22 protein-coding genes are annotated in these 20778 nt (G+C 43.6%); 10 read left to right on the top strand and 12 right to left on the bottom strand.

Annotation, left to right across the window (positions count from 1 at the left end; translation table 11 throughout):
• The first annotated feature begins 12 nt into the window (after positions 1 to 12).
• From E1160_RS11785 to ptsN, 7 genes are all read left to right on the top strand, one after another.
• Positions 13 to 978: a KpsF/GutQ family sugar-phosphate isomerase gene (locus E1160_RS11785; protein WP_155155394.1), complete on the top strand. Its 966-nt coding sequence runs from the start codon at positions 13 to 15 to the stop codon at positions 976 to 978.
• Between the two features lie 167 nt (positions 979 to 1145).
• Complete coding sequence (gene lptC / locus E1160_RS11780; RefSeq protein ID WP_155155392.1) at positions 1146 to 1865, top strand: LPS export ABC transporter periplasmic protein LptC; 720 nt, start codon at positions 1146 to 1148, stop codon at positions 1863 to 1865.
• 46 nt (positions 1866 to 1911) lie between these two features.
• Positions 1912 to 2739, top strand: coding sequence for an LptA/OstA family protein (locus tag E1160_RS11775; protein WP_155155390.1), 828 nt, complete (start codon positions 1912 to 1914; stop codon positions 2737 to 2739).
• A 1059-nt stretch (positions 2740 to 3798) separates the two neighbouring features.
• On the top strand, positions 3799 to 4530 hold the full coding sequence (lptB, locus tag E1160_RS11770) for an LPS export ABC transporter ATP-binding protein (RefSeq protein ID WP_235914127.1): 732 nt from the start codon (positions 3799 to 3801) through the stop codon (positions 4528 to 4530).
• Positions 4531 to 4559: 29 nt separating this feature from the next.
• Entirely contained in the window at positions 4560 to 6116 is a 1557-nt protein-coding gene (gene rpoN, locus E1160_RS11765) for an RNA polymerase factor sigma-54 (RefSeq protein ID WP_155155389.1), read from the top strand.
• A gap of 432 nt (positions 6117 to 6548) precedes the next feature.
• On the top strand, positions 6549 to 7112 hold the full coding sequence (hpf, locus tag E1160_RS11760) for a ribosome hibernation-promoting factor, HPF/YfiA family (protein WP_155155387.1): 564 nt from the start codon (positions 6549 to 6551) through the stop codon (positions 7110 to 7112).
• Positions 7113 to 7265: 153 nt separating this feature from the next.
• Positions 7266 to 7766, top strand: coding sequence for a PTS IIA-like nitrogen regulatory protein PtsN (ptsN, locus tag E1160_RS11755; protein WP_155155384.1), 501 nt, complete (start codon positions 7266 to 7268; stop codon positions 7764 to 7766).
• 130 nt (positions 7767 to 7896) lie between these two features.
• Here ptsN and E1160_RS11750 read toward each other — a convergent pair whose 3' ends face one another.
• The 4 genes from E1160_RS11750 to E1160_RS11740 all read right to left on the bottom strand — a co-directional run bounded on the left by E1160_RS11750 (position 7897) and on the right by E1160_RS11740 (position 9649).
• Positions 7897 to 8115, bottom strand: a complete 219-nt coding sequence (locus E1160_RS11750; RefSeq protein WP_155155383.1) for a hypothetical protein — start codon at positions 8113 to 8115, stop codon at positions 7897 to 7899.
• A 47-nt stretch (positions 8116 to 8162) separates the two neighbouring features.
• Positions 8163 to 8627, bottom strand: coding sequence for an Hsp20 family protein (locus tag E1160_RS11745; protein ID WP_155155381.1), 465 nt, complete (start codon positions 8625 to 8627; stop codon positions 8163 to 8165).
• A 221-nt stretch (positions 8628 to 8848) separates the two neighbouring features.
• Positions 8849 to 8974 carry a hypothetical protein gene (locus E1160_RS17380; RefSeq protein WP_268890620.1) on the bottom strand — a complete coding sequence of 42 codons (126 nt, stop codon included), beginning with the start codon at positions 8972 to 8974 and terminating at the stop codon, positions 8849 to 8851.
• 177 nt (positions 8975 to 9151) lie between these two features.
• Positions 9152 to 9649, bottom strand: coding sequence for an SH3 domain-containing protein (locus E1160_RS11740; RefSeq protein WP_155155379.1), 498 nt, complete (start codon positions 9647 to 9649; stop codon positions 9152 to 9154).
• A 202-nt stretch (positions 9650 to 9851) separates the two neighbouring features.
• Between E1160_RS11740 and E1160_RS11735 the strand changes: the two genes are divergently transcribed.
• Genes E1160_RS11735 through E1160_RS11725 form a run of 3 tightly spaced genes read left to right on the top strand, consistent with a single transcriptional unit; the run spans position 9852 to position 13155 of the window.
• Positions 9852 to 10841, top strand: a complete 990-nt coding sequence (locus E1160_RS11735) for a 2-hydroxyacid dehydrogenase (RefSeq protein ID WP_155155377.1) — start codon at positions 9852 to 9854, stop codon at positions 10839 to 10841.
• A 33-nt stretch (positions 10842 to 10874) separates the two neighbouring features.
• Positions 10875 to 12269 carry an MATE family efflux transporter gene (locus E1160_RS11730; RefSeq protein ID WP_155155375.1) on the top strand — a complete coding sequence of 465 codons (1395 nt, stop codon included), beginning with the start codon at positions 10875 to 10877 and terminating at the stop codon, positions 12267 to 12269.
• Positions 12262 to 13155, top strand: coding sequence for a DMT family transporter (locus E1160_RS11725; protein WP_155155373.1), 894 nt, complete (start codon positions 12262 to 12264; stop codon positions 13153 to 13155). Before E1160_RS11730 ends, E1160_RS11725 begins: the two co-directional genes overlap by 8 nt.
• 19 nt (positions 13156 to 13174) lie before the next feature.
• On the opposite strand, the gene E1160_RS11720 is transcribed toward E1160_RS11725, so the two are convergent.
• The 8 genes from E1160_RS11720 to ubiB form a co-directional block, all read right to left on the bottom strand.
• Entirely contained in the window at positions 13175 to 14239 is a 1065-nt protein-coding gene (locus tag E1160_RS11720; RefSeq protein ID WP_235914126.1) for an 8-oxoguanine deaminase, read from the bottom strand.
• Entirely contained in the window at positions 14193 to 14516 is a 324-nt protein-coding gene (locus E1160_RS17160; RefSeq protein ID WP_218048868.1) for a hypothetical protein, read from the bottom strand. Before E1160_RS17160 ends, E1160_RS11720 begins: the two co-directional genes overlap by 47 nt.
• 86 nt (positions 14517 to 14602) lie before the next feature.
• Positions 14603 to 15406 carry a HesA/MoeB/ThiF family protein gene (locus E1160_RS11715; protein WP_155155371.1) on the bottom strand — a complete coding sequence of 268 codons (804 nt, stop codon included), beginning with the start codon at positions 15404 to 15406 and terminating at the stop codon, positions 14603 to 14605.
• 28 nt (positions 15407 to 15434) lie between these two features.
• The gene (cysK, locus tag E1160_RS11710; RefSeq protein ID WP_155155369.1) at positions 15435 to 16391 is read right to left on the bottom strand and encodes a cysteine synthase A; all 957 of its coding nucleotides are present in this window, start codon (positions 16389 to 16391) and stop codon (positions 15435 to 15437) included.
• Positions 16392 to 16424: 33 nt separating this feature from the next.
• On the bottom strand, positions 16425 to 16877 hold the full coding sequence (locus tag E1160_RS11705; protein ID WP_155155367.1) for an RrF2 family transcriptional regulator: 453 nt from the start codon (positions 16875 to 16877) through the stop codon (positions 16425 to 16427).
• 9 nt (positions 16878 to 16886) lie between these two features.
• Positions 16887 to 17345: a dUTP diphosphatase gene (dut, locus tag E1160_RS11700; RefSeq protein WP_155155365.1), complete on the bottom strand. Its 459-nt coding sequence runs from the start codon at positions 17343 to 17345 to the stop codon at positions 16887 to 16889.
• A gap of 167 nt (positions 17346 to 17512) precedes the next feature.
• On the bottom strand, positions 17513 to 18727 hold the full coding sequence (gene coaBC / locus E1160_RS11695) for a bifunctional phosphopantothenoylcysteine decarboxylase/phosphopantothenate--cysteine ligase CoaBC (RefSeq protein WP_155155363.1): 1215 nt from the start codon (positions 18725 to 18727) through the stop codon (positions 17513 to 17515).
• A gap of 343 nt (positions 18728 to 19070) precedes the next feature.
• On the bottom strand, positions 19071 to 20720 hold the full coding sequence (gene ubiB / locus E1160_RS11690; protein ID WP_155155361.1) for a 2-polyprenylphenol 6-hydroxylase: 1650 nt from the start codon (positions 20718 to 20720) through the stop codon (positions 19071 to 19073).
• Between the last annotated feature and the right edge of the window lie 58 nt (positions 20721 to 20778).

Genomic DNA, 20778 nt, shown 5'->3' with positions numbered 1-20778 from the left:
GAAATAAGAAACATGTCTGATCAAAAAACCACAGATGTAAATGCAGGACGTCGCGTTCTTAAACTTGAAAGCGAAGCTTTATCTGCCCTCTCGGAAAGCCTGAACGGTGACTTCAGTGACGCTGTCACCATGCTTTACAATGTAAAAGGGCGTGTAATTATTTCTGGCATGGGCAAAAGTGGGCATATTGGACGCAAGATTGCGGCAACCATGGCATCAACCGGCACGCCCGCCCAGTTTGTCCATCCTGGTGAAGCAAGTCATGGTGATTTAGGCATGATCACCAATGAAGATGCAGTCATTGCAATTTCCAATTCTGGGGAAACCAAAGAATTAAGTGATCTAATTTATTTCGCAAAACGCTTTTCAATTCCTATGATCGGTATCACCTCAAAAACTGGAAGTACATTGGCGAAAAATTCCGATATTCCGATTATCCTACCAACCATGCCGGAAGCCGCAACCATGGGACTCGCCCCAACAACATCCACCACAATGGCCTTGGCTTTAGGCGATGCATTATCTGTTGCCTTAATGGAACGAAAAGGTTTTACCGCGCAGGATTTCCATACTTTCCACCCTGGCGGAAAGCTGGGTCAACAATTACTTCGCGTAGAAGATTTAATGCATGAAAGTAATGAGCTGCCCCTTTGTGGTTCCGGAACTAAAATGCGCGATGCAATTGTTATCATGGCCGAAAAAAGATTTGGATGTGTTGGTATTACTGACGAAATTGGCAACCTTTCCGGCATCGTAACAGATGGCGATTTACGTCGACACATGGCACCGGATTTATTGGATCAATCTGCTGATTCAATCATGACCTCCGATCCCGTCACGATAACTCCCGATAGCTTGGCAGCAGAAGCCTTAACACTAATGAATAAGTCAAAAATTACAGCCGTCTTCGTAACAGATGATAAAAAACCTGTTGGTATTGCCCATGTGCATGACTTCCTTCGGGCGGGTGTTGTCTAATATCCGATAAACAAACGCTTTCGTATCGATCACTACAAACTGTATAAAATTTGATGCAATCTTAAATATTCCATATTTCATGCGGCTTTAAGCTTGCATGCACGAAGCCTCTGGGTCTATACCAAGGCAAGAGTTTACTTAATCAAATTTATATTGCAGGCAAATGAATGAGCGATATTTCAAACACGGATAAGAGACAGAGGGATAATATGCATACCCCATCTTATAGTCCTGATTTGAGACGCGGAACTTCTATTCGATTAAGTCAAAAATCTACGCGCCTAAACCCATATTATGGCCGCTTTGTTTCCTTTATGAAGGTCATATTGCCAACAATTGCACTTGCAATGGTTGCAGGCATAATTCTTTGGCCCTTATTACAAAAAACCGAAGACTTTAATATTTTCAATGACGATCCCGATATTGATAGTACAAAATTACAGGTCTTTGATGCAAGTTACGGTGGCTACGGCGACAAAGGCTCACCTTATACAATTACCGCAGATCGGGCGATACAAAACGACCCAGACAAACCAGTCATTGATTTAGAAGAACCAAAAGGTGATATTCTATGGGCAGATGATGCTTGGTATGCTGTCACAGCCCCTAAAGGACGCATGTATCAAGACACGAACATGCTTGAATTATGGGGAGGCGTTAACGCTTTTCAAGATCAGGGCCTAGAATTCCGATCAGAAAGGATGAGCGTCGACCTAAAAAATCGTAGTGGCTTTACCGATGCTCCCGTAGAAGGCGTGGGCCAAGATATTTACATAGAGGCGGAAGGCCTGCATATTCATAATGGTGGTGAGAGAATAGATTTAATTGGAAAATCTAAAGTCATCTTCACTGGTGCCGGCAACGACACAACCAATAAAAAGAACTAAAATGTTCACTTTGAATAAGTAATTAAGAATACAAGAGATTGATTTTATGACAAACCAACCGAAACGTAACACTTGGAACAGTTTTTTCCTTGCCCTAAGTATGTTTTTGGCAAGTTTTCATATGCATGCTTTTGCGCAAACAGCAAACCTGCAACAGGACCAATCCAACGAACCCGTCGAGATCGAAGCTGACAATGGAATTGAGTGGGTGCAAGAACCCGGAAAGCAAGAAGGTTATTACAAGGCAATTGGCAATGCGATTGCAAAACAAGGTGACTTAAATATCACCTCTGATGAGTTAATCGCACACTATCGAACCAATGCCGATGATAAACAAGACGTTCACCGTATCGATGCTGAAGGGTCTGTTGTTGTAAATCAGCAAGACACTAATGCTTATGGAGATAGAGGCGCATTCCATATGCAACAACAAGTTGCTGTATTGGTCGGGCAAAACCTGCGCCTTATTGATCCACGCGCCACAATCACCGCACGTGATGCTTTGGAATTTTGGTCTCAAAAAAACATCGCTGTTGCACGTGGCGATGCCTTATTAATCAGTGAAGACAAACGCATGCAAGCTGGTGTTATGACTGCCTTCATCGGAGAGAATGCCACTACCGGTAAAAATGAAGTAACCCGTATTGATGCCACAAGCGGCGTCCATATCTCAACACCAACAGAAATTGTGACTGGTCGAGAAGGTGTTTACGACCTTCAAAAAGAAATTGCGACCTTATGCGGAAATGTAAAAATTTCTCGTGGAGAAAACCAATTAAATGGTGAATGCGCAGAAGTAAATATGAAAACAGGACGCAGCAAGCTACTTGGCGGCAATAGCCGTGTTAAAGGCTTGATCTTGAACAGTAATTGAGCACCTAACTCTCTACAGCACACCTAATAATCCAAAAAAAATCAAATTCGGTATAGTTTTTGCTTATTACACATTGTCGTTTGACACGAAGCAGCTATATACTGTTCAGAAGAATGCTATCTTGAAGGTAACACCTTCTCCTTCAATAAGGGTTGATACGAAATAATGAGCTGGTTCAAAGGCCGAAATGACAGTAAGGATCTTAAAAGATCCAAGACACAGCAAAGCTTGAATGAACGCGATTCAAATGAAAGTCGCGGGGAACAGTCCTTTGCTGAAGCTCGACGTGCCTTACGTGCCTCTCTAGATTTAGAGCAGGAAATTCCTCCAAAGCAAGAAAAAGAAGTCGTAGAGGACCCCATCGAAGAAAGAGTTCTAATCAACGACCAAACATCGGAAGTTGAGGATAGTACTGCTGACAGCCAAGACAAAGAAGCCCCCCCTTTACTTGACAAGGATTTAAGTCAGAATATTCAAAATATCCTGAGTAGAATTGAAGTTGCTAAAGAAGAATATCCTTCCAAGCCCTACATCGAAAATCCAGGTGAAATTTTAAAAGAAAATCTTGAAAAATCTCATGATTTGTCCGTGACACCACCACCGCCACCTGCCTTCAAAATCGATCAATCAGACGAAACCGAACAAATAGAAGCGTCGCCATCCGGGGACATATTACCGCCACCGAGTGCTGGCAAACTCGATGATTTAACGCTAGGTAAATCCGCAACTGCAGAAGCAACATTATCAAAGAATCTTATAAAGTTAGATGAAGCTAAGCTACCTACTATGGAAGAAACTGAGATTGATATTCTGGAAGAGGAAAAAGATAAGGAAAGAAATGAGTTGGAAATCAATATTCCAACCGTCTTGCAATCCAGTAAAGACACACCATCTCTTGATCCTTCCAATCCTCTTGAAGAAGTGACTCCTATCTTGGATACAGTAACAGCAGATATTAAAACCGAAGAAGGCTCTCTTGAGCAAGAAGATATGGTGCCATTTCCTTCACAGGAAAAAGCAACAACTTCAAAAACTTCAACATTTGGTAACTCTATAAATATGCCGGGCGCGGCAGGTTTAGAAATTCGTAACCTAGGCAAAACATATAAGAAACGACCTGTTCTAAAAGATGTTTCTCTCTATGTGAAACGTGGTGAGGCCGTTGGTCTTCTGGGACCAAATGGCGCCGGGAAAACCACATGCTTCTATATGGTTTGCGGGCTTATTCCCGCTGATGCAGGCGTCATCTCCCTCGACGGTCAGGAAATCACTGATTTGCCGATGTATCGTCGTGCACGCATGGGGATTGGTTACCTTCCTCAAGAAGCGTCTATCTTCCGTGGTTTGACTGTGGAACAAAATATCCGTGCGGTTCTTGAAGCGGTTGGTGGAAGTCGCGATGAACGAGAAACCATGCTTGAATCTTTAATGGAAGAATTTTCAATCTCCCATCTTCGTCGTAGCCCATCGGTCGCTCTTTCAGGTGGCGAACGTCGACGCCTTGAAATTGCACGTGCTCTTGCAACCCAGCCACATTTTATTTTACTTGATGAACCATTAGCTGGCATTGATCCCATCGCAGTAAGAGATATCCGTGAATTGGTTAGTCATTTGAAAGATCGTGGATTAGGAGTTTTGATAACTGATCATAATGTACGAGAAACATTGGGAATTGTTGATCGTGCGTATATTCTTCATGGTGGCAAGGTGTTAATGGAAGGAACACCTAATGAGGTCGTTCGCAATGAAGAAGTGAAACGAGTTTATCTTGGTGACGAATTTGATCGCTAGGACTTTAAAGCGTTAACTAAGGGGTAATAATGGCTGACTTAGGTCCAAGACTGGACATACGGCAATCACAGTCGCTGGTAATGACACCACAACTGCAACAAGCAATTAAATTGTTGCAAATGTCACATACTGAGCTGGCCGGGTTTGTTGAATCAGAACTCGAACAAAACCCGATGCTGGAACGCGATGAAGGGCAAGCGGACCCCCTGCGTAATGCCGCCGAACAGCCTTCCACAGAAATACAAGACGCAGCGCCTTCCGAAAATGCACAAGATTTTGACAGCTCAGACCTATTGGGCAGCGGGAATATATCTGGTGATGGGCAAGACACCCCATTAGATGCAGATTATGGCAATACCTATGATGGAGATTATGCCGGTGCAGGTGCGGTAGAAGGCGGCGGATATGAATCTTCACTCCTATATAATGGAACTGGCAGTGGTGGAAGATCAGATTTTAGCGACGATGTTAGCAGCCTAGAAGCAACTTTGAGCGAAAATAAATCTCTAGGCGATCATTTGATAGAACAGATGCAAATGAGTAATCTCGGGAATGCAGAAAAAATGGTTGCTCTGTATCTGATTGATTATTTAGATGACAGCGGTTGGCTTACTGGTGATTTAAAAGATGCCGCAGATAACCTAGGATGCAATTTAGAATTGGTAGAGACTGTTTTAGAAACACTTCAACAGTTTGATCCACCTGGCGTTTTCGCGCGTGACCTCAAAGAATGTTTAGCGCTGCAATTAAAAGATCAAAATCGATATGACCCGGCTATGGAGAGGCTGCTGAACAACCTTCATTTATTGGCCAATCAAGATGCCCGCGCGTTAAAACGCTTATGCGGTGTAGATGATGAAGACTTGTTGGAAATGGTCGCAGAAATCCGCGCTCTGAACCCCAAACCTGCTCTTGAATTTGATACCATTGTTGCAGAACCTGTGATTCCAGATGTTTTGATGCGTCCTACGCCAGAGGGGGGATGGCGAATTGACCTCAACTCTGAAACCTTGCCACGTGTTTTGGTCAATGAAAGCTATTATGGTACAATCAGTGCTGTAGCGAGAAGCAAAGATGATAAAGATTATCTGAACGAACGTTTTCAAACTGCAAACTGGCTCGTAAAAAGTCTGCATCAGCGGGCACAAACCATCATGAAAGTATCAACTGAACTTGTACGCCAACAAGATGGTTTTTTCCGATATGGTGTCTCTCATCTCAAACCATTGGTGTTACGTGATATTGCCGAAGCAATTGAAATGCACGAATCCACCGTAAGTCGGGTTACATCCAACAAATATATCGCAACGCCTCGTGGTATTTTTGAACTGAAGTATTTCTTTACTTCTGCGATTTCCAGCACAAACAGCTTTGGCGAGTCTCATTCAGCAGAATCAGTAAAACACAGCATCAAGAAACTTATTGATGCAGAAGACCCTAAGAAAGTCCTTTCTGATGACAAGATTGTAGCAATCTTAAAAGGCGAAGGTATGGATATTGCCCGCCGTACTGTCGCCAAATACCGCGAAGCAATGAATATTCCGTCTTCTGTTCAAAGACGTCGCCAAAAAAAGAAGAAACTTTAAATCCCTTATCTGGATAAACTCGTTCCATCTAGTGATTTGAAATCCGGTAAAATACGTTATTACAAGATAAGCACACGGAATCATTAGCTTTCAAAATAGACAGCCAAAAAAGCAATAAAATAACCCCGATTTATGTTTACAGAGTGGGTTATTTCTTGCGAAACTATATTTGCAGACGATGCTTGACTTATAACCGTAGCGTCTGTAGGTTCCGGCGTCGATTTCATCATGGCCATTAGCGCATCGACGAAAGAATTGACGATGTTTATGAAATTGGGACCGCAAATCGCCTGACGCTACTTGCATCGAGCTGGTAATTCTTACTGGCAGCAAAGGTTGGGCTGGCAAAACTAAACGCCAAGTGCACACCTGAGTTATAGGAAAGACGGCATTGATCTTGTCGAATCAATAACAAGAAAAGTGAGCACTGATATGCAGCTTCAAGTCAACGGCAAGCAAATGGATGTTGGGGATGCTTTGCGTACCCATATTGAAGATCGTCTACCAGACGCTATCGAAAAGTATTTTGACAATACAGTTGATAGCACCGTAACGATCACCAAAGAGGCACATGAATTCGTTGTGGATATACATGTTCACGTATCCAAACGAATTGTCGTACATGGCCAAGGTCATAGCACAGACCCTTATGGGGCCTATGACGAGGCACATGAACATGTGACCAAACGTTTGCGTCGTTATAAGCGCAGATTGCGGGACCATAAAGGGCGTAGTGAAAACGAAATTATGGCTGTACAACAATATGTATTACAGCCAGAAACGAAAGATGAGGAACCGGAACACGATGATCCAATTATCATCGCTGAAATGCCGGCAGAGGTGGAAACCATGTCTGTAGGCGAAGCGGTGATGCGGATGGACCTTTCTAATCAACCAATTCAGTTGTTTAGAAGTGCCAAACACGGTGGTATCAACGTGGTCTATAAAAGAGCAGATGGAAACATAAGTTGGGTAGACCCTCAGCAAAATAGCTGATAGTTTCCAGCTGCAAATTTAACAAGATGGCATAATCACTTATCGCTAGCGGGGGTTAGCAGGTGATAGAGCCAAGACATCGACAGGTCAGACACGATTTCACTTATAAGAAATCGTGTTCGGGCCTGAAGGTGCATAGACCTTAGGTGGGTTATGGAATTACATGAACTTGTTACGCCAGAATGTATTCTGGCCAAAGTGAATGTGTCATCCAAGAAACAGCTTCTGCAAGAATTGGCACGCCATGGCGCAAAGCATTTGCGTGAATGCGATGCAGAAGAATTCACTCAAGATCAGGATTCTTGTGAGCGTGAGCTATTTGAAGTTCTGCTTGAACGAGAACGCCTTGGCAGTACAGGCGTAGGCCATGGCATTGCCATCCCGCATGGCCGTTTGGATAGCTTGAAAAGCATACACGGCATTTTCGCCTTACTGGAAAAACCGGTTGAATTTGATTCTATTGATGATCAGCCCGTCGATATGGTGTTTTTGCTGCTAGCCCCAAGTAACGCGGGCGCAGAACATCTAAAGGCACTCGCACAGATTTCCCGTATGCTACGTAATCAAGGACTATGTGAGCGCCTACGCGGTTGCGAAGATGCAGATGCTCTCTTCGCCTTGCTAACAGGTGAGCCTGCATCTAATGCAGCATAAATCTTAGGATTTAGATAATTTTCGAAGGAAGTCGATTGGCTTCCTTTTTTATTGCCCCCTAGTTCACCACCCCATTAAAAAAGGCGATAGAATCATCTATCGCCCTTCAAACTAATAAAACGTATAAATATTAGTGCAGAGTCGCGGTTTCCAACTCAAAATGTTCCATCGCAGCCCAGGCAGTTTCAATATCATCTACTTCCGCCATTGCACGGCCGTCTGCACCTACAATCTGAAATTTCTGAATGCCATCTTCATCTGTTTCTGTCGGTTTAATATAGCCAATTTCCTCTTTGCCCAATTCAGCAAATTCCAACAGGCTAATTTCTTTTAAATCTTCAAAAGTCATTCTTTATCTCCGATAACCCCTCAAATATATACGGGCGTTATCATTTTTTATTCTTGGCTATCCAAATCCATCGCAACTGTTTTTTGAGTAACAGTCTTCTGCGGCTTGGAAATTTCTATTTTTTGAATATTCGCTTCCGGCAACGGTTGGCGTAAATCGATATGCAATAAACCGCTATCCATATGCGCCCCAATCACATCAATACCTTCTGCTAGTAAAAAGCTTTTCTTAAACTGGCGTGACGCAATGCCACGATGTAGAAAAATGCGATCATCTTCTTTTTCAGACTTCCGACTGGTTACAACCAGTTGATTGCCTTCACGATGAATACTGAGATCTTCTTCTGCAAAGCCAGCAACTGCCAACGAAATACGCAAGCGATCTTCACTTAATTGTTCAATATTATAGGGTGGATAACCTTCATTGGAAGTTTTGGCCACACGGTCCAAGGTCCGTTCCAACTGGTCAAAGCCCAAAAATAATGGACTGTCAAATAGGGTCATTCTTGTCATACCCCAGCTGTCTCCTCTATTAAACGCCAAATGCGCGATGCGATCTGAGCGAGATGCTGTTACAACCGATCCCAATATCTGCCCTCATTAGGCACAGATGCGGCAATCGAATTAAATATAATGTGGGTAAAGAAAGAGGAGAGTTCAAGCTCTTTTTCACGCATACGCGCAGATTCCTACGCTTTTTTCTTAAAATAAGAAAAATTCACACGTAAAAAAAGTTACTCAGCTAAAGCAACTGGCGTTTCTTGTGTAGGGGAAGAAAAAGGCGCCCCATTAGTCGCCAGAGCCACAGTCGCAAAAACGGCGACAAGTAAAGCAAATGTAGTTGCAACGGTTTTCAACATTTTCTAATCCGTAGTTTCAAATGGAATCAACGTCATATCCCAAGGAATCGCATAATGCGAATCACTTCAAATCATTCATAATGTGATTTGTGATGGAAATGCAAGGCAGGAATAAGGCAAAAGCGTGGAAAAATAAAGACCTAGATCATTTTTCAGATCAAATTTCTTAAATCCACCCTATTGAATAACCTCATGCGGATACACACCCCAAACAGCGGTACGCGCAACCCAACCATCATATCCACGCGTATTCACATGACACCAACTGCTATTACACTCGTCAATTTCAGCAACTATGCCCATTGCCAAACGCGCAACAATTGCTGAATTTTCAATAGGATCTTCCATCATCTTGGTTTCAGCATCAATAACCACCAAAGCGCGCTTACCTGTCAGCATGGCTCGATGAATCCAGCCCTCTTCACCTTCAGAGTCCCGAATTTTACGCCATGTGTCATATTCGGCGATGATTTCCACAGGCATAGCTTTCGCCTTGAAAATCCACTTTACCGGATATTGAACACCGGGCCCTGTTCGTACATTCACCTCTTCTGCCCGCAAAGAAACCATGCGCGGTAACGGCAGTTGTTGTTGCGCCTGCGCTAGAAGTGGCAAAAACGAAAGAATTGCCACAAACAATCCGAAAACAGAAAATTTCTTTAGAGATGTCAACATCTGTCCAGCCTAAAAACAAAGGGATGATTTAACCTGCTTTGATTCGGGAAAATCCTCAAGATACAAAGATCTATATTCACCACAATCCTTAACAGTTTTGAGAAATTTATGTGAACCGCTTCAGAAGGACTGGAAAATTTTCAGAACAGAGTATAGCTTGGCTATGAGGCGCCAAGCATATGAGCGATAGAGTAGATAAATTATGAGTTACAATAAAAAACCAAACGTTACTGTTACACGAAAGCTGCCTGATATTGTGGAAACCCGCATGATGGAATTGTTTAACTGTAAGCTGAACTTGGATGATAAGGCTATGTCGCGTGAAGAACTGATCAAAGCAGTTCAGACTTGCGACGTACTCGTCCCGACTGTAACTGATAAAATTGATAAGGAAATCATTGACGCTGCTGGTGATAATTTAAAATTCATCGCCTCTTTCGGTACAGGTGTCGATCATATCGATTTCCATGCCGCGCGTAAAAAGGGCATTATGGTATCCAATACTCCAGATGTTCTAACAGAAGATACGGCCGATATGACCATGGCCTTGATTTTATCTGTTCCGCGCCGTTTAGCTGAAGGCGAACGCTTGGTTCGCACGGGCGAATGGCAAGGCTGGTCCCCGACAGGGATGTTAGGTCATCGTATTTGGGGGAAACGCCTTGGTATTATTGGTATGGGTCGTATCGGTACCGCCGTTGCAAGACGCGCTAAAGGTTTTGGTCTATCTATCCATTACCATAATCGTAATCGCGCAGTAGAAGAGACAGAGAAAGAATTAGAAGCCACTTATTGGTCTAGTCTGGACCAGATGATCGCCCATATGGATATTGTTTCTATCAACTGTCCCCATACCCCTGCGACCTATCATCTACTAAACTCACGCCGCCTTTCTTTGATGAAAAACCATGCCTATGTGGTCAATACCAGTCGCGGAGAAGTGGTTGATGAACAAGCGCTTGTAAAAGCTTTAGCAAACAAAGACATTGCTGGCGCAGGTTTAGATGTGTTTGAAAACGAGCCCAAGATTAACCCTAAATTGTTGAAACTTGAAAATGCTGTTTTATTGCCGCATTTGGGTTCCGCAACCATCGAAGGTCGCGTTGCCATGGGGGAAAAAGTTATTATCAACATTCGTACATTTATTGACGGTCACAATCCACCAGACCGCGTTATCGAAACGATGTTCTAGAGAGTAAAACTCTTTAGGGGAAGGTGGCCCCGAATGACAGATAAAATCGAACTTGCAGAAATTCAGGAAGAATATCCGCTAGACCAGCGTGATCCAAATCGCGTACGGCGGCATCTAACTGAAATTGGCAAACTTGGCATTCCTGTGATTTTTAACAGAACCGGGGTCCTTGCTTTAGCCGTCGCAGATTTCGCGATTTTGGGTCGCACCTCTTCAACAGAACTTGCTTATTTCACTTTAGGACAGAGTCCTTTTATAGTCTTGTTGGTTATTGGTATTGGATTAATGTTGGGTACTTTAATCTCAACCTCCCATGCCTATGGCGAAAATTTACTAGAAGAAACAGGGGCTGTTTGGCGGCGAAGCTTACCTTATGGACTGATGGTTGGATGTATATCCGCCTTTATATGTTTGTGGGGCGAAGCTTTTTTTACGATTGTAGATCAGCCGAGTAATCTTATTCAAGGCAGTGCAACAGTCACAGCTATACTTGGCTTAAGCTTAATCCCAACGACCTTATTTCTTACCAGCACATATTTCCTTGAAGCAATTAAACGCCCCAAAGCGGTAACGGTTTTTATTGTAATAGCCAATATCTTAAACGCTTTTGGCAATGAATGGGTAGTGGATGATTACGGCGCGGAAGGTGTGGCCTGGATGACAACTCTTTCCCGTACTTTTTTGGGCATTGGATTAACTGCCTATGTTTGGTTCCTGAAAGATCATGCGACTTTCTCTATTCGGAAACGTGCGAATAATGGTTGGTGGCGGGGCGGTAAGGTTCAACGACGTCATGGCTATGCAGCTGGAATGGCACTTGGCTTTGAAACATCTGCTTTCGGCGTTATGAGCTTATATGCAGGGTGGCTAGGCGAAGATGCAGTTGCAATTTATGGCGTCTGTATGAATATTTTAGCGCTTTGTTTTATGCTAGCCGTTGGTGTGGCGACTGCAACAGGCGTACGTGTCGGTGTTGCCCATGGGCGCAAAGATTGGTCTGATCGGAAACTGGCAAGTTGGCTTGGTTTTTCAGTTTTACTTATCCTGCTAATCCCTGTTGCCCTATTAATGCTTTATCTACCCGAAACTGTACTCTCTTTCTATTTAACGGATCCCGCTCTAATTGGTGTTGCCATTCCAATTTTAACAATCGTTGCCTTTTTAAATATTGGTGACGGTGGACAAGTTGTGATCCAATCTACATTACGTGCTTGTGAGGATAAATGGGTTCCAACGGCGATTTCTTTTGTTGCCTTTTTCATCATCATGGTACCTGCTGGTTATATCATGACACAAATTCTGCATTATGATGTTGCGGGCCTTTTTTATGCCATTTCTTTAGGAAGTTTCTTTGCGCTCCTTTGTTTTCTAGGCCGTGTTCTTTATATCCATAAACAAGGAAATAAGCTCTCACACGCCCATGACTAATAATCAACCAACGCAAAAATCCACGACCATTGCTATAGCTTGCATATTAACGGCTTGTGCTTTCGTGGCATCAACAACCTTGATTGCCAAAGCTCTTGGTAACGGCTCATCAGGTGAAGCTTTTCATCCATTTCAAGTTAGTGCAGGACGTTTCTTCTTTGCATTTCTAGCTCTCCTACCCTTTGCAGCAATCTTCAAACCAAAATTCAAAAATATAGCATGGAAAGTCCATATCGGTCGGTCTTTAAGTGGATGGGCAGGTGTTAGTTGTTTATTTGCGGCAGCCGCATTAATGCCTGTCGCCGAAGCAACTGCGATTAGCTTTTTGAATCCAATGGTTGCCATGCTACTTGCCATCCCGTTTCTTGGCGAAAAAGTCGGTCCATGGCGATGGATTGCCGCGGCCATCTCTTTAAGCGGCGCCCTTATCTTGATCCAACCCGGGACGGATGCATTTCAATTTGCAGCCCTTATCGCTTTATCCGGGGCTCTCTTTATGGGCATTGAAGTGATTTTCATCAAGAAGCTGACTGGCAATGACTCTCCGTTACAGATATTGCTTATCAATAACTTCATTGGCGCAACAATCGCCTGCAGTGTAGCGAGCAGTGTTTTTGTTACCCCGAATGAAACACAGCTTATTCTGATGGGGGCATTAGGCTGCCTTATGGTGACAGCCCAGTTCTTTTTCATCCAAGCGATGAAGAGATCAGAAGCCAGCTTCATTATGCCCTTCTTTTACGGTACACTTGTATTTGCAGCGATCTATGATTTTGTTATTTTTAATGTCATTCCAGAATGGGTTAGCATCGCCGGCGCAGGATTAATAATCTCTGGCGCGGTTATTCTTGCGTGGCGCGAGGGCAGACATAAAAAAGCGACTTAAAAAGCCGCTTTTCATAAATCTATATTAATCCTTGAAGTTTTAACGCTTCTCCATGATGTTGTGAGATTAATGAGGGAATATCTAACCCGGGCACCTGTCCATCTTCAACAACCCATTTCCCTGCGATCATAACGCGATCAGCTTTATGAGCACCACAAAGAACAAGGGCCGCTAATGGATCGCCGGCACCAGAAAAACGAAGCTCATCCAGTTTAAACATCGCTATATCTGCTTGTTTACCAACAGCAAATTTCCCAATATCGCCTCGTCCAAGACAAGCCGCTGATCCTTCTGTTGCCCAACGAAACGCATCAAAATGCGTGATATTTGCCGCACCATAATTAATGCGTTGTAAGAAAAATGCCTGACGAATTTCTTGCATTAAATTAGAACAATCTTGCGATGCTGACCCATCAACTGCCAAGCCAACAGGCGCCCCTGCTTTTTCCAATTCCGGCACTAAACAATGCCCACTTGCAAGAAGATGGTTCGAGCTTGGGCAGTGGGCGATACCAACACCTGCCTTCCCAAGGCGTATAATTTCATCGTCGTTAAAATGGATGCCATGTGCTAACCATGTTCGATTGCTCATCCAGCCCACATTTTCCAAGTAATCCACCGGACGACAATTATATAATGAAAGACAGAAATTATTCTCATCTTCTGTTTCCGCCAGATGGGTATGAAGGCGCACATTTAATTTTTCAGCTAGAACTGCCGTTTCTTCCATAATATCTGTGGTCACAGAAAATGGGGAACAAGGTGCCAAAGCAACCTGCGTCATAGCCCCTTCCCCATGTTGATGAAATTTCCTAACAACTGCTTCACTATCGGCTAAAATAGTATCTTTATCTTGCACCACAGATTCAGGTGGCAACCCACCATCTTTCTCAGATAAGTTCATCGATCCACGTGTAAGATGCATCCGGATCCCAAGCTTACTAGCTTCTGCCACCTGAATATCCAAACCATCAGTTAACCCTTTTGGATAGACATAATGATGATCCGCCGCCGTCGTACAACCGGATAAGAGTAATTCAGCCAACGCGACACGAACAGCCAAACGGAAATTCTCTGGATTCAATCCTGCCCAAATTGGATAAAGCGCTTTCAACCAAAGGAAAAAGCTCTTTGTTGATCGCCGATGGACAAGCGCGTGTAAGCGTTTGATAAAAATGATGATGCGTATTGATCAAACCCGGGATAATAACGTGTTGAGACGCATCATAAATTTGATCAATCTGAATGGTAGGTTCTGTCCCTAATGGAACAAGTTCGATTATCTTGCCACTTTCAATAACAAGACCGTTTTCGGCGTTTTCAGCCAAGATTGATAAGGGGTTCTTTAGCCAGATTTTCAAACTTCTCTCCTTTTTTTATCTGGTATTCAATCATATTTTGAACACCCGCTGGATTTTAGAAGTTTATGTGCCTAAATTTTAGGAAATCAAACCTTACCGATATTTTCTTCGGTGATAGTTGGATGATCGCCACAAAGTGCACAATTGCGGTCTTTCTTCGTCTTGATGCTACGCATCTCCATATCCATAGCATCAAAAAGCATCAATCGACCAGCTAAATTCGTTCCAAGACCTAAAATCTCTTTCAAAACTTCAGTTGCTTGAATACATCCCATTACACCTGCAACTGGCCCCAAAATACCAACTGTATCACAACGTGGCACCAAATCCGGGTCTGGGCTTTCCGGGAAAATACATCGATAGCAAGGCTGTTCATCACTTTCAAAGGCCTTGAATAAACTTGCTTGCCCTTCAAATCTCACAAGGGCGGCGCTCATCAATGGTTTCTTTAATAGATAACATGCATCATTGACCACATAGCGCGAGGCAAAATTGTCAGACCCATCAATCACCAGATCATACTGACGGATTAAATCTATCGCATTATTAGGTCCAATACGATCACGATACTCATGGATAGTAATTTCCGGATTAATCGCTTCCATGCGTTCAGCAGCACTGGAAACTTTCGATTGGCCCAACTCGTCGGTAGAATGGATCACCTGACGTTGAAGATTGCTAACATCAACCACATCGTGATCCACAATACCAATTGTACCAACACCTGCCGCCGCAAGATAGAGCAGCGCGGGCGAGCCAAGCCCCCCTGCACCAATCATCAACACTTTCGCATTTAGAAGCTTTAACTGGCCTTCTTCATCCACTTCGTTAAGGATGACATGGCGGGCATAGCGTTCCAATTGCTCATCAGTGAGCTCTATCTCAGACATCAAGATATCCTTTATTAAAGTCTATATCTTATAGACCTTCAAACAGACCTGTAGACAAGTAACGTTCAGCAAAGCTGGCCAAAATAACAACAATTCGTTTGCCTTTATTTTCAGGACGCTTACCAATTTCAATCGCCGCCGCCAAGGCCGCACCGGAAGAAATACCAATAGGCAAACCTTCTGTTGCCGCTGCATTACGGGCTGTTGCAAATGCAGTTTCATTCGCAATACGAATAACTTCATCAATCACCTCAGTTTCAAGAACTGGTGGCACAAAACCAGCGCCAATCCCCTGAATTTTATGTGGACCAGGTTTACCTCCCGATAAAACTGGACTGTCTTCTGGCTCAACAGCAACGACCTTAAAGTCAGGATTCTTCTCTTTCAGAACTTCGCCAACGCCAGTTACGGTACCGCCTGTCCCTACACCAGCGACGAGGATGTCTACATTCCCATCTGTGTCATTCCAGATCTCCAAAGCTGTGCTTTGACGATGGGCGGCAGGATTAGCTTTGTTGTGGAATTGTTGAGGCATTGCAGAATTTTCAATTTCATTCAACAACTCTTCGGCACGTTCAATCGCGCCTTTCATCCCTTTTGCCGCAGGTGTTAATTCTAACTCTGCCCCAAGAAGCTTCAACATTTTACGACGTTCAACCGACATGCTTTCTGGCATCGTCAAGATCAAACGGTACCCTTTAGATGCAGCAACAAATGCCAGAGCAATACCTGTATTACCGGATGTTGGCTCAACCAAGGTAGATTTACCCGGGGTAATCACACCTTCTGCTTCCATCGCTTCGATCATGCCTTGACCAATACGATCCTTTACACTTGCCAATGGATTAAAAAATTCCAACTTTCCTAGGATTTCAGCTTCAACCCCGTTTTCTTCAGCAAAACGGTTCAAGCGCACCAGAGGTGTCGCCCCAATTGTTTCTGTTAGATTGTCATAAATTTTCCCGCGGAATTCTGTATTCGCCATTTTCTTAGTCCTATTCTAATCAATTCTTATTCGTTAAATCATAAAGTCAAAATTTTCACGATGGGCAGATTCAATCCCGGCTTCTTCAGCGCGCTTACATAAATCTTCCACGCTTGTTTTTGCGAGACGCAACATTGCTTCATCCTCAATTTCTTGCCAGACAGGGCGCAATACAGCATGGCCCAATTCAGAACCAGCAGGGTCCATCAAAGGATCCATTCCACCATCCATGCCTTGAACAACTTTTACGATATCCGCGACAGTAATATTGCGACGCTCCCTTGCCAGACGATATCCACCACGCGGACCACGCACCCCACGCAATACATCTGCACGCACAAGATGTTGCAATACCTGTTCAAGATAGCGGCGCGGGATACCCTGACGTTCTGCAATATCTTTGCTTTGAACAGGCATATCCGCCGCGTGATAGGCGATATCTAATACAGCCTCAATAGCAAACATAAGTTTCTTGGTTAAGCGCATCCTATTACCTTACCCTTCTGTGCCGGTGGACCCAAAGCCACCTTCACCGCGATCTGTATTGTCCAGATCATCCACTACATTCCATTCTAATTGTTGAACAGGTGCGATTACCATTTGGGCAATACGCATTCCACGTTCCATCACAAAGTCTTCTTCTCCATGATTAATCAAGATCACCCCAACTTCGCCACGATAGTCGGCATCAATGGTACCTGGACTATTTAACACAGTGATGCCGTTCTTTAATGCCAATCCAGATCGAGGACGCACTTGGGCTTCATATCCAGATGGTAAGGCGATTTTAATGCCTGTTGGAATAAGCGCACGTTTCCCTGGATGAATGACATGTGTGTCCGTAATTGCAGCTAATAAATCTGCACCCGCACTATCCGCCGTTCCATAAGATGGCAAAGCCAACCCTTCCCCATGGGGGGTGATAGTTACATTCACTGTAATTTTTTCACTCATACCCTATTAGTCCTCTATATCTAATTTTTTAACTTCATACGGAGTTATCGTTTCTATATACAAACAAAATCTACAAACGCAGTTTTAGAAAAGTCATAGATTCCAGCAAATTATCTCTTCGATACTCATAAATTTGTCAAAATTCCAAAAGTTCTTTAAATCGAACATCACCCATTAAAATAGGCAACTACCTTTTCAACCAATCGTTCCGCCACCGCTTGCTTTGACATTTCCTCCCATGATTCCACACCAGCAGAATGTATAAAATGGATGCTGTTTTTCTCACCACCAAAGGTGCCCGTCTCTGGCGAGACATCATTTGCTAAAATCCAATCACAACTTTTACGGATACGCTTAGCAGAGGCATATTCCACCACATTTTCTGTTTCGGCTGCGAAACCAACTACCAGCTCTGGACGATCATTCCCGGCATTGGAAACTGTCTTTAGGATGTCAGGATTTTCTGCGAATTCGAGAACAGGAAGTTTACCATTTTCTTTTTTAGTTTTTTGGGCTCCGGCATTTTTTACACGCCAGTCCGCAACTGCTGCGGCGAAAACCGCAACATCAAATCGTCCGTTTTCTTGACAGGCATCTAGCATTGCACAGGCCGATTCAACATGAATAACTTTCACACCAACAGGGTCCGCTAACCGTGTCGGTCCAGACACCAGCGTTACTTCCGCACCTGCTTTCTGCAAAGCGGTTGCTATGGCATGTCCCTGACGCCCAGAAGAGCGATTTGCGATATATCTTACCGGGTCAATCGGTTCATGGGTAGGCCCAGATGTAACCAACACCTTCCTCCCGATTAATAAGGGTTGTTTCGAATTTGCAACTTCTTCAAAATGAGTTTTGACGACCTCTAATATCTCTTCCGGCTCGACCATTCGACCCAAACCATATTCACCGCATGCCATCACCCCTTCAACAGGCCCGATGACCTTAACATCACGGGATTTTAACTTAGCAAAATTGTCCTGAGTAGCCGGATGATGCCACATGCGAACATTCATAGCAGGTGCAATCATCACTGGCTTATCAGTTGCCAATAAAACAGTCGATGCTAAATCGTTACACATACCATTTGCCATTTTTGACATTAGGTCTGCAGAGGCTGGAACCACCAACAACAAATCCGCATCACGTGACAATTGGATATGTCCCATCTCAGCTTCATCGGTTAATGAGAAGAGGTCTGTATAGACTTTATCTTCGGACAATGAAGCAAGTGATAATGGTGTGACAAATTGCTCTGCAGCCTTGGTCATCACGACCCGCACCTGAAATTCATTTTCCCGTAAAAGGCGAATTAGTGAAAGTGTCTTATAGGCAGCAATACCACCAGAGACAATTAGGAGTATTTTTCTTGTTTTATTCATTTCACACCAATTCGGGAAATATATTGTAATACATTTTATAAATGTAGATTTATCCTATTTGTCGAAAAGTTCAAGGGGCGATACTAATATTTTTTTCTTTTCAAAAATTTAGTTCCAAAGCGGATCAAATTCACAACTCAAAAACTTCAAATGTAGTTTTTATCAAAATATCATCAATGTGACACACAGTTATAACTACATTTGAAGTTATGGCGGTCAAATCCTCGCTGCGCGAAAATCTGATAATAAGGTCAAATAGTTGCGTCCGAGGACACAAGAAATCGCCTCACAAAGATTATAAATCTTTGCCACCACAACATGATAAGGTCATTTTAGAATAATATTATTGGTTCAACATCGTCATTGTCAGGGCAGTTGCTAAAGCACCCACTAAAACCCCAACGACTGTCCAGCGCTTTCGCATGCCATTGCGCGCTTCACCATCTCTAGAAAGATCATTCAAACGGCTTCCTTCAAATCTACCTGACGCCGTTCGACCGGAGGCACGACCTGAATGTTGCCCAGTCTGCGCTAGTTGCTCGTCCAATAACAACTCCAGACGGTCCATCATGACAGGTAATTTTTCCAGACGCGAATACAAAGCCATAGCAGCTTGCTTAACGCGCGCCTCTGGTCCACGGTTTGCATACATCCATTCTTCGATCAATGGCTGTGCCAAAATCCACATATTTACAGATGGGTTTAGTTTACGCCCCACCCCTTCTGCCACTAACATAGTCTTCTGCAGCAATAGAAGATCAGGTTGCGTCTCCATATCAAAATCATCAGTAGTCTGAAATAAATGCGCCAACAACCGCGCTACAGAAATCTCATTTAAAGGACGGTCTAAAAGAGGTTCACCAATTGCGCGCAACGCCTGCATAAACGCATCGCGAGATTTATAAGGCGGCACAACCCCCATATCAAAATGGGCGTCCGCCACTTTACGATAATCACGTTGTAAGAAACCAATTAGCATATCGGCAAGGAAGATACGTGTCGGATAATCCACACGCCCCATAATCCCAAAATCAACGGGGATAATTGTTCCTGTATCATCCACAAACACATTCCCCGGATGCATATCTGCGTGGAAAAAACCGTCACGAAATACTTGTAAAAAGAAAATAGAAGATGCGTGTTCAAGTACTTTGTCAGGGTCAAGACCTGCTTCACGCATTGCTGGCAGATCATCAAGGCGCATGCCTTGAATACGCTCGGTGACTAACACAGATTTTGCCACATATTGCCAGAATACTTTAGGCACTCGAAAACCTGAATCATTCTGACAATTTTCAGCCAGTTCTGATGCTGCTGACGCTTCTAAGCGCAAGTCCATTTCAACTTGCACCCAGTCCTTAAAAGTCACTACAACGTCCACGAGACGCAAACGACGTAACGCTGGGAACCAATACTCCATAACTGCAGCCATCCAAAAGAATAAAGCCACATCTTTATTAAAATGTTCTTCCACATCGGGGCGCAAGACCTTGACCGCAACTAAATCTCCATCAGGCGTCTCGGCAAAATGAACTTGTGCAATTGATGCTGCGGCAATTGAATCCTTATCAAATACAGGAAACAATTCTGCCAACTGACCTTCCAATTCAGTTTCAATAGTCTCACGAACCTTATCAAAGCCAAAAGGTGGCAACTTATCTTGGAGACGAGAAAGATCTTTGGCAACTTCTTCCCCCACCAGATCCGCGCGAACAGATAAGGCTTGTCCGAGTTTGATATATGTCGGACCCATTGCCGTTAAGGCATCCGCAAGACGCTCCCCCGGGCGACCAGAATGTTTTTTTCCCAAAAGCAATTTTGCGGTCCATAAGGCAGGTTTCGGCACACCCACCATCTCCAAAGGCCATAAGGCGTCGTATTTTGCCAACGCTTTCACAAGCCCAATTGCACGCGCAGAATTCTTTAGTCCAGTTAGCATCTGATTTTCATCTCTCTTTTCCAACTGATGCCCATGTAGCAGGTCGTCGCCCAAAAATCACCTAAAAATAATTGGAATTATAAATTATTCAATCATCCCCCTTACTATTCTG

Origin of the sequence: Curvivirga aplysinae (genome assembly GCF_009711445.1) — a bacterium.
Classification (GTDB): domain Bacteria; phylum Pseudomonadota; class Alphaproteobacteria; order UBA8366; family Aestuariispiraceae; genus Curvivirga; species Curvivirga aplysinae.
This window is presented reverse-complemented; position numbering and strand designations above follow the sequence as displayed.

Coding starts and splice junctions, on each gene's coding strand:
- E1160_RS11785 (WP_155155394.1), top strand. CDS start 13: ATGTCTGATCAAAAAACCACAGATGTAAATGCAGGACGTCGCGTTCTT.
- lptC (WP_155155392.1), top strand. CDS start 1,146: ATGAGCGATATTTCAAACACGGATAAGAGACAGAGGGATAATATGCAT.
- E1160_RS11775 (WP_155155390.1), top strand. CDS start 1,912: ATGACAAACCAACCGAAACGTAACACTTGGAACAGTTTTTTCCTTGCC.
- lptB (WP_235914127.1), top strand. CDS start 3,799: ATGCCGGGCGCGGCAGGTTTAGAAATTCGTAACCTAGGCAAAACATAT.
- rpoN (WP_155155389.1), top strand. CDS start 4,560: ATGGCTGACTTAGGTCCAAGACTGGACATACGGCAATCACAGTCGCTG.
- hpf (WP_155155387.1), top strand. CDS start 6,549: ATGCAGCTTCAAGTCAACGGCAAGCAAATGGATGTTGGGGATGCTTTG.
- ptsN (WP_155155384.1), top strand. CDS start 7,266: ATGGAATTACATGAACTTGTTACGCCAGAATGTATTCTGGCCAAAGTG.
- E1160_RS11750 (WP_155155383.1), bottom strand. CDS start 8,115: ATGACTTTTGAAGATTTAAAAGAAATTAGCCTGTTGGAATTTGCTGAA.
- E1160_RS11745 (WP_155155381.1), bottom strand. CDS start 8,627: ATGACAAGAATGACCCTATTTGACAGTCCATTATTTTTGGGCTTTGAC.
- E1160_RS17380 (WP_268890620.1), bottom strand. CDS start 8,974: ATGTTGAAAACCGTTGCAACTACATTTGCTTTACTTGTCGCCGTTTTT.
- E1160_RS11740 (WP_155155379.1), bottom strand. CDS start 9,649: ATGTTGACATCTCTAAAGAAATTTTCTGTTTTCGGATTGTTTGTGGCA.
- E1160_RS11735 (WP_155155377.1), top strand. CDS start 9,852: ATGAGTTACAATAAAAAACCAAACGTTACTGTTACACGAAAGCTGCCT.
- E1160_RS11730 (WP_155155375.1), top strand. CDS start 10,875: ATGACAGATAAAATCGAACTTGCAGAAATTCAGGAAGAATATCCGCTA.
- E1160_RS11725 (WP_155155373.1), top strand. CDS start 12,262: ATGACTAATAATCAACCAACGCAAAAATCCACGACCATTGCTATAGCT.
- E1160_RS11715 (WP_155155371.1), bottom strand. CDS start 15,406: ATGTCTGAGATAGAGCTCACTGATGAGCAATTGGAACGCTATGCCCGC.
- cysK (WP_155155369.1), bottom strand. CDS start 16,391: ATGGCGAATACAGAATTCCGCGGGAAAATTTATGACAATCTAACAGAA.
- E1160_RS11705 (WP_155155367.1), bottom strand. CDS start 16,877: ATGCGCTTAACCAAGAAACTTATGTTTGCTATTGAGGCTGTATTAGAT.
- dut (WP_155155365.1), bottom strand. CDS start 17,345: ATGAGTGAAAAAATTACAGTGAATGTAACTATCACCCCCCATGGGGAA.
- coaBC (WP_155155363.1), bottom strand. CDS start 18,727: ATGAATAAAACAAGAAAAATACTCCTAATTGTCTCTGGTGGTATTGCT.